Source organism: Microterricola pindariensis (genome assembly GCF_002936985.1).
GTDB classification, from domain to species: domain Bacteria; phylum Actinomycetota; class Actinomycetes; order Actinomycetales; family Microbacteriaceae; genus Microterricola; species Microterricola pindariensis.
In genome coordinates this window covers 1-7,922 of the sequence record NZ_MPZN01000101.1, presented here as the reverse complement: position 1 = coordinate 7,922, position 7,922 = coordinate 1, and the positions used below count along the sequence as shown (strand labels likewise).

At 70.7% G+C, this 7,922-nt stretch carries 9 protein-coding genes and 1 pseudogene; 8 read left to right on the top strand and 2 right to left on the bottom strand.

Annotated elements, in window-relative coordinates; all coding sequences use genetic code 11:
* Positions 1-1,068, top strand: a 1,068-nt coding sequence (locus GY24_RS16680; RefSeq protein WP_456080965.1) for a [protein-PII] uridylyltransferase family protein, incomplete at its 5' end; no start/stop codon positions are given.
* 13 nt (positions 1,069-1,081) lie between these two features.
* Here the strand turns inward: GY24_RS16680 and GY24_RS17760 are convergent.
* Entirely contained in the window at positions 1,082-1,228 is a 147-nt protein-coding gene (locus GY24_RS17760) for a hypothetical protein (protein ID WP_156786311.1), read from the bottom strand.
* Positions 1,229-1,437: 209 nt separating this feature from the next.
* On the opposite strand from GY24_RS17760, the gene GY24_RS16675 reads away from it, so the two are divergent.
* From GY24_RS16675 to GY24_RS16665, 3 genes are all read left to right on the top strand, one after another.
* Positions 1,438-2,016 (top strand): HdeD family acid-resistance protein, encoded by a 579-nt coding sequence (locus tag GY24_RS16675; protein ID WP_104477676.1) that lies wholly within the window; start codon positions 1,438-1,440, stop codon positions 2,014-2,016.
* Positions 2,017-2,018: 2 nt separating this feature from the next.
* Entirely contained in the window at positions 2,019-2,456 is a 438-nt protein-coding gene (locus GY24_RS16670) for a hypothetical protein (RefSeq protein WP_104477674.1), read from the top strand.
* Between the two features lie 90 nt (positions 2,457-2,546).
* Complete coding sequence (locus GY24_RS16665; protein WP_202972974.1) at positions 2,547-2,738, top strand: SHOCT domain-containing protein; 192 nt, start codon at positions 2,547-2,549, stop codon at positions 2,736-2,738.
* A gap of 74 nt (positions 2,739-2,812) precedes the next feature.
* On the opposite strand, the gene glnA is transcribed toward GY24_RS16665, so the two are convergent.
* On the bottom strand, positions 2,813-4,237 hold the full coding sequence (gene glnA / locus GY24_RS16660; protein WP_083364019.1) for a type I glutamate--ammonia ligase: 1,425 nt from the start codon (positions 4,235-4,237) through the stop codon (positions 2,813-2,815).
* A 139-nt stretch (positions 4,238-4,376) separates the two neighbouring features.
* Here glnA and GY24_RS16655 point away from each other — a divergent pair, with 139 nt between their 5' ends.
* The 4 genes and pseudogenes from GY24_RS16655 to GY24_RS16640 all read left to right on the top strand — a co-directional run.
* On the top strand, positions 4,377-4,844 hold the full coding sequence (locus GY24_RS16655; RefSeq protein ID WP_104477672.1) for an RDD family protein: 468 nt from the start codon (positions 4,377-4,379) through the stop codon (positions 4,842-4,844).
* A 43-nt stretch (positions 4,845-4,887) separates the two neighbouring features.
* Positions 4,888-7,347: a LuxR C-terminal-related transcriptional regulator gene (locus tag GY24_RS16650; protein WP_104477670.1), complete on the top strand. Its 2,460-nt coding sequence runs from the start codon at positions 4,888-4,890 to the stop codon at positions 7,345-7,347.
* Between the two features lie 68 nt (positions 7,348-7,415).
* Entirely contained in the window at positions 7,416-7,655 is a 240-nt protein-coding gene (locus tag GY24_RS16645) for a hypothetical protein (protein ID WP_104477668.1), read from the top strand.
* Positions 7,652-7,922 (top strand): annotated as a pseudogene (locus GY24_RS16640) (DUF2306 domain-containing protein); the annotation flags it as partial. The gene GY24_RS16645 and the pseudogene GY24_RS16640, both read left to right, overlap by 4 nt.

Here is a 7,922-nt window from a genome sequence, read left to right as displayed (position 1 = left end):
GCCGCCGCGGTGCTCCGCGGCATCCGCCGGCGCGAGGTGCTGCGGCTGGCCTTCGCCGCCACCCTGGACCTCTGCACCGTGGAGGAGCTCGGTCAGGGCCTGAGCGATGTGACCGAGAACCTGATCGACGGCCTCGTGCGCGCCATCCGCGGCCCCGTCACCGCCACCGAGAGCGGGGAGGCGCACGACGGCATCGAGTTCGCGGTCATCGCCATGGGCCGCTTCGGCGGGCAGGAGCTCGGTTTCGGCTCGGACGCCGACGTCATGTACGTCTACCGGCCGGCCGGGCTGGAGCCGGAGCTGGCGCAGAAGCGCTCCCAGGCCATCGTCGCTGCCCTGAACAGGCTGAGCGAGGACAGCCGGCTGCCGCTCGACCTCGACATCGGCCTGCGGCCGGAGGGCAAGAACGGCCCCGTCACGCGCTCCCTCGACTCCTACAAGGCGTACTACGCGCGCTGGTCGCTGACCTGGGAGGCGCAGGCGTTGCTGCGCGCCCGCGGCGCCGTCGGCGACCCCGCCCTGCTGGCCGATTTCATGGCCGCCGCCGACGTCGTGCGCTACCCGGAGGAGATCGCCGACAGCGCGGTGCGCGAGGTCAAGCGCATCAAGGCCAGGGTCGAGAGCGAGCGGCTGCCGCAGGGCGCGGACCCGCTGCGCCACCTCAAGCTCGGCCGCGGCTCGCTCAGCGACGTGGAGTGGTTCGTGCAGCTGCTGCAGCTGCAGCACGGCGCCTCCGTGGAGGGGCTCCGCACCCCGTCGACACTCCGTGCGCTGCAGGCCGCGGTGGATGCCGGCCTGGTCGACGACGCCGACGCCGAGACGTTGCGCGCCGCCTGGCTGTTGGCGTCCCGGGCCCGCTCGGCGATGACCCTGTGGATCAACAAGACCGGCGACATCCTGCCCAGGGATCGCATCCAGCTGGGCGGCGTCGCCCGGCTGCTGAACTACCCGCCGGGCGCGGCCAACCTGCTCGAAGAGGACTACCTCGCCGTCACGCGGCGGGCGCGTGCCGTCTTCGAGCGCGAGTTCTATGGCTTGCCCGAGCGGGGCACGCCGAGCACCGGCTGAGCCGGCGACGCCGCTACTTGTTCTTGTTCACCGCGTCGGACGCGGAGTTCATGTCCAGCATGGGGTCATGGAGTTTCGCGTGCTTCGCTGCGCGTTTCTCCTTGAGCGTCTTAGCCGGCGGCTTCTTGCCGTGGTGGTCGTGAGGCGACTTGTCAGGCATGATTCTCTCCGATTCGGTCGATCTTCCCTCAGGTCTACACCCGGTTCGGGGCACTCGCAACGGATGCGCCGGCTTCACAGCGGGTTGAGACGATCAACGACGGCAGGGCCAATTTAGGGCACTCGTCGTTCCCGAATGCGCCGCCCCGTGGATAGAGTGGGCGCGACGCCCGCCTGCGCGTCTGAAGCTGATCAGTCGAAGGAACCCGAATGACCGTGCCATCCGTTTCTGCCCCATCCACCGCTGCATCAGCCGCTCCCGCCCCGGCCAGGGGTGCGCGGCTTGCCCTCCTTGTCGGCGGCCTCGCCGCCGTCGGCTTCGGCATCGCGGTGCTCGCGTGGCCGACGAAGGCCGCCGTCGCGCTGACCGGGCTCATCGCCCTCTACGCGATCATCGCGGGAATCGTCTACGTCGCGCTGGGGATCTTCTCGAAGTCTCTCGGGGCGGGCGGCCGGATCGGGCACGTGCTCCTCGGCGTCCTCTATGTCATCGCCGGCGTGTACGCCTTCAGCTCGCTGCAGCAGTCGGCCGCATTCCTCGCCCTCTTCCTCACCATCATGGTCGGCGTCATGTGGGTCATCGAGGGATTCACGTCGTTGTTCACGCTGGGGCAGTCCGGATCGAAGGCACTCACCGTGCTCTTCGCGATCCTCTCGGTGATCGCCGGTCTCACGCTGCTGAGCAGCCCGCTGTGGGGCGCCGTCTTCCTCTGGTGGTTCCTCGCCATCGCGCTGATCGTCCTCGGCGCGCTCAACGTCGGTCGTGCCGTCACCGGACGGAAGGGCTAGCCGTGGCCACCGAGGAATTCTCCGGCCCCGTCGCCTACCTCGTCTTCGCTGGTGAGGATGGCGCAGATTTCGGCCCCGGGTTGAGCGCCGTGCTCGAGCGCGTGCAGCAGGGCATCATCGAGGTGCTCGACATCGAGCTCGTCGGGCTGGGCGTGGACGGTGCCCCGGTGAAACGGGCCCTGGCCGACCTCACCGGGACGACGGGCCTGGACCTCGCGGTGTTCGACGGGGCAGAGTCCGGCATCCTCGACGCCGAGGACTTAGCGGCCGCCGCCGCCGACCTCGCCGACGGCCAGACGGCCATCGTGATCGTCTATGAGGACCGCTCGCTCGCCGCCGCCGCGGCCGCCTGGGCCAGCGCCGGCGTCACCGAGATGCTCGCCGGCGGGGTCGACATCGCCGACCTGGAGCACGCGCTCGAGGAAGGGAGCCCCTCATGAGCCTCTTGCGCACCGCGGTCCGGGCGTCGGTCGCCACCCGGGTGATCGGCAGCACACACCGTCGCCAGCAGCAGCGCTGGGCAGCCGAGGATGCCGCAGCAGCGCAGGCGGCTCCGCCTGCAGCGCAGCCCACGGCACCCGCAGCCCACTGCACCCGCCGCCCCCGCGGCGGGCATGGCGTCCGTGATCGAGCAGCTCACGCAGCTGGGCCAGCTCCGCGACACCGGCGTCCTCACGGACGCCGAGTTCGAGGCGCAGAAGCAGCGCATCCTCGCCGCCTAGTTCGGCTCCGGCACGCAGAAAGGCCCGCACCGGGAGGTGCGGGCCTTTCTGCGTTTCAGCTCCAGTTCGGCGGGTTAGACGCCGTAGTAGAGCTCGAACTCGAACGGGTGCGGGCGTGCCTGCAGCGGCTTGATCTCGTGCTCGCGCTTGTAGTCGAGCCACGTCTCGATCAGCTCGGGCGTGAACACATTGCCCTGCAGCAGGAAGTCGTGGTCGGCCTCGAGCGCGTCGAGGGCCGCCTCGAGCGATCCGGGCAGCTGCGGGATCGACTTGGCCTCCTCGGGCGGCAGCTCGTAGAGGTCCTTGTCGACGGGCTCGTGCGGCTCGATGCGGTTCTTGATGCCGTCGATGCCGGCCATCAGCTGGGCCGCGAACGCCAGGTACGGGTTGCTCGCGCCATCCGGAACGCGGAACTCGATGCGCTTGGCCTTCGGGTTGGAGCCGGTGATCGGGATGCGGATGCAGGCGGAGCGGTTGCCGGCCGAGTAGACGAGGTTGACGGGCGCCTCGAAGCCGGGCACCAGGCGGCGGAACGAGTTCACACTCGGGTTGGTGAAGGCCAGAACGGCGGGGGCGTGCTTGAGCAGGCCGCCGATGTACCAGCGGGCGATGTCGGAGAGGCCGGCGTAGCCGTTCTCGTCGTAGAACAGCGGCTTGCCGTCGTTCCACAGCGACTGGTGGGTGTGCATGCCAGAGCCGTTGTCGCCGAACAGCGGCTTCGGCATGAAGGTGGCCGTCTTGCCCCACTGGTTGGCGGTGTTCTTGACGATGTACTTGAACTTCAGGATGTCGTCGGCCGCGTGCACCATGGTGTCGAAGCGGTAGTTGATCTCGCCCTGGCCGGCGGTGCCGACCTCGTGGTGGCTGCGCTCGAGCTGCAGGCCGGCGTCGATCAGCTTGAGGCTGATGTCGTCGCGGAGGTCGGCGTGCTGGTCGACGGGGCTGACGGGGAAGTAGCCGCCCTTGTAGGGGGTCGTGTTGGCGAGGTTGCCGCCCTCGACCTGCTTGCCCGAGTTCCAGGCGCCCTCGCTGGAGTCAACGGAGTAGAAGCTGGTGTGCTGGTTGACCTCGTAGCGCACGTCGTCGAAGATGTAGAACTCCGCCTCCGGGGCGAAGAAGGCGGTGTCGGCGATGCCGGTCGATGCCAGGTACTTCTCGGCCTTGCGGGCGACCTGGCGCGGGTCCTTCGAGTAGATCTCGCCGTTGCGCGGGTTGTAGATGTCGAACAGCATCACCAGGGTGCGCTCCTTGCGGAACACGTCGATGTAGGCGGTGCTCACATCGGGGATCAGCTGCAGGTCTGACTCGTGGATCGTCGCGAAGCCGCGGATCGAGGAGCCGTCGAACATCTGGCCGACGGTGAAGAACTCCTCGTCGACGGTGGCCGCGGGGATGTTGAAGTGCTGCTGCACGCCGGGCAGGTCGGTGAACCGGATGTCAAGGAACTTGACGTCGGTCTCCTTGATGAAGCTGAGCACCTCAGATGAATCGCTAAACATGTCGGAATTCTCCCAGATCTGGAACCGGTACGGCTACTCCGCGCAACCTGCCCCGAGGTTATGACCGGTGAATTACTCGTGAATGTCGCGAATGTTTCGAGCATGTTACGTCGCCGGGCGATCGGTAGACTGGGCTGCGATGTCTGCTTCCCGAACTCCCCGCCCCACCGGCCGAAACGTCGCCGCCAAGCAAACCTTCGGCCAGCTCCCCCCGAGCAAGTGGCCGGGGGAGCGCCTCGGCCTGCCGAACGAGGGATCCCACTCCGTCGCCCGCGCCGGGCGCCGCATCGGCGGCATCGCGGTGGACTGGGCCATCGCCATGGGCCTTGCCCTGCTCCTCGCGCCCTACGAGTCGCTCGCGTACTCCTTCTACACGCTGGGCCTCTTCGCCGTGCTGCAGATCCTCGCGATCGCAGCGCTCGGCGCCAGCATCGGGCACCGCGTGTTCGGCATGCGCCTCATCGGCCTCGACGGGCACAGCCCCGCGTTCTGGCGGGTGCTGGTGCGCACGCTGTTGCTGGTCGTCGTCGTCCCCGCCCTGGTCTGGGACTCGGATCAGCGCGGCTTCCACGACAAGGTCGCCGGCACGGTGCTGATCCGCGCCTAGGCGCCACAGGGCCCGCGACTCCGCCCCGCACTAGCATGGGCGCATGGTGACGCCGATCTTGGCCACGAAGCTCTTCGCGCCCTCGCCGCGCGCCCAGGCGATTGCCCGGCCGCACCTGGTGGATGCGCTGGATGCCGGCATCCGCGGCGGACGACGCCTGAGCCTCGTCTCTGCCCCAGCCGGCTTCGGCAAGAGCACCCTGCTCAGCGCGTGGGTCGCCGCGCTCCGTGCCCGGTCCGGAGTGCGGGCGGCCTGGCTCTCGCTCGACGAGGGCGACAACGACCCCGCGCGATTCCTGGCCTATCTGAGCGCCGCGCTCCGCTCCGCCGATCCGGCCATCGGCGTCCACGCGCACGCGGGCCAACCGAGCCTGGAGGCAGGGCTCGCCCTGCTGATCAACGAGGTCGCGCACAGCGGGCAGGAGATCGTCCTCGTCCTCGACGACTTCCAGGTGATCGAGGATGCCGCGATCCTCGACGCGCTCGGCTTCCTGCTCGAGCGTCTGCCCGCCAGCCTGCACATCGCCATTGCCAGCCGCTCTGACCCGCTGCTGCCCGTTGCGCGACTGCGCGCCCGGGGCGAGCTGACCGAGCTGCGCGCCGACGGGCTGCGCTTCACGCCCGCCGAGGCGGCCGAGTTCCTCAACACCGCGATGGGACTCACGCTCTCGCACGAGGACGTGGCAGCGCTCGAGACGCGCACGGAGGGCTGGATTGCCGGCCTGCAGCTGGCCGCACTGTCGATGCGGGACCGTGCCGACGCCTCCGCCTTCATCGCCGGCTTCGCCGGCAGCAACCGCTTCGTCATTGACTACCTCATCGAGGAGGTGCTCGAGCGGGCGCCAGAGGAGACGCGCGACTTCCTCCGGGACACGGCCATCCTGGAACGGCTGAGCGGCCCCCTCTGCGACGCTGTCACCGGGGGCACCGGCGGCGGCGCGACGCTGGCCGCGCTGGAGCGGGCGAACCTGTTCGTCGTCCCGCTGGACGAGGCGCGCGAGTGGTATCGCTACCACCACCTCTTCGCCGACGTGCTCCGGTCCCGGCTGCTCGGCCACGGCGCGGAGCGGGCCGCGGTGCTGCACGCGCGCGCCAGCGCGTGGTTCGAGCACCACGACGCGCTGGAGGAGGCGGTCCGGTATGCGCTGGCGGCCGGCGACCTGACCAGGGCCGCGCGGCTGATCGAGGCCAGCATCCCCGGCGTCCGGAAGAGCAGGCAGGACGCGACGCTGCTCCGCTGGCTCTCGATGTTGCCGGCTGAAACGATGGCCCGCCGCCCCGTGCTGCTGGTCTTCTCCGCCTGGTCTGCGCTCGTCGCCGGTGATATCGCGGCCGTCGAGCCCCGGCTGGAGGCCGCCGAGCGGCTGGTGGCGCCGGGCGCACCCGCACACGAGTCGGAGCCCGGCGCCGAGCTGGACACACTGCCGATCACCATCGCGCTCTACCGCGCCGCCGTCGCCCTGGCCGCCGGCGACGTGCCCGGCGTCACCCGGCATGCGAGCCGCGCACTCCGGCTGGCGGGCCCGGACGAACACCTGGGGCGGGGCGCTGCGGCGGGGCTGCTCGGGCTCGGGCTCTGGGCCGGCGGCGACCTGGAGGGCGGGCTGGGTGCGTTCGCGGATGCCGGCCACAGCCTCCGACTGGCCGGAAACCTGACCGACGCGCTCAGCACGACGATGGTGTGCGCAGACATGCTGGTTCCCCTCGGGCGGCTGGGGGAGGCGCGCCGCGCCTACGAGTCCGCGCTCGGCGAGGCCCGCGCGCGGCTGGGGGGTGGGCCGCCCACCGCCGATCTCCACGGCGGCTTCGCCGAGGTGCTGATCGAGCTGGGCGATCTGGCCGCGGCGGAGGAGCAGCTCTCCGCGGCGGAGGCGCTCGGGGCCGGCGCATTCTCCGCTGAGCACCACTACCGCTGGTTCGTGTCGAAGGCGCTCCTCCGCCGGGCGCAGGGTCAGCCGGAGGCAGCCCTCGCCCTCCTGGAGGAGGCGGAGCGCTCCTACCGGCGCGGCTTCTTCGCGGAGGCGCGCCCGATCGGCGCCATGAAGGCGCGCATCCGGATCGAGCAGGGCCGCCTGCCGGAGGCGCGGGCCTGGCTGGACGCGCAGGGCCTGACGCCCCTGGACGAGCTCGGCTACCTGCGCGAGTACTCCCACCTCACCCTGGCGCGGCTGTTGCTCGCGCAGGGCGACGCTGCGGCCGACCCGCTGCTCTGGCGGCTCCACGACGCGGCCCTGGCCGGCGGGCGACTCGGCGTCGTCGCCGAGATCCGGCAGCTGCAGCGGCAGCCCGTCGCACCGGCGGGGGAGCAGGGGCCGCGCCTGAGCGAGCGCGAGCTGCAGGTGCTCACCCTGCTCGCCTCGGAGCTCAGCGGCCCCGAGATCGCCCGGGCGCTCTTCGTCTCGGTGAACACCCTGCGCACCCACACCCGGCACATCTTCGAGAAGCTCGCGGTCGGCACCCGCCAGGCGGCCGTCCGGAGGGCGCGCGAGCGGGGGCTGCTCTAGTCGAATCACCACCCCGCTCACCAGATGTGGTGATGCCCGCTCACCCCGCGCCTCCGTAGATTGCGCGTATGACCATCAACACGCACACCTACCAGGTCCGCTTGCGCGGACGGCTCGACGAGCGCTGGGCCGAGTGGTTCGTCGGGTTCACGCTGGCGGGCGATGCCGACGGCACGACCGTCCTCACCGGCCCGGTGGCCGACCAGGCAGCGCTGCACGGCCTGCTGCGCCGGCTCGGCGCCCTCGGCGCCACCCTGATATCCGTGAACGAGCTACACAGTGAACCGCAGGGAGAAGAGTCGCCATGACCACCACCATCGCCGCCGTGGCGGCCACCCGGGCCAGTCGGCGACAGTGGCTCGCCCCCGTCGGGCTCCTTCTGCTCAGCCTCATCCCCGTCCTCGCGGGCGCGGCCAGGCTCAGCGAGATCACCGGTGGGGCGCTCGAGACGGCGCAGAACGCGCGCTTCCTCGACTCGCCGATCCCGGTGGTGACCCACATCGTGAGCGTGACCGTGTTCAGCCTGCTGGGGGCGTTCCAATTCGTCCCCGCACTCCGTCGTGGCCGTGCCCGCT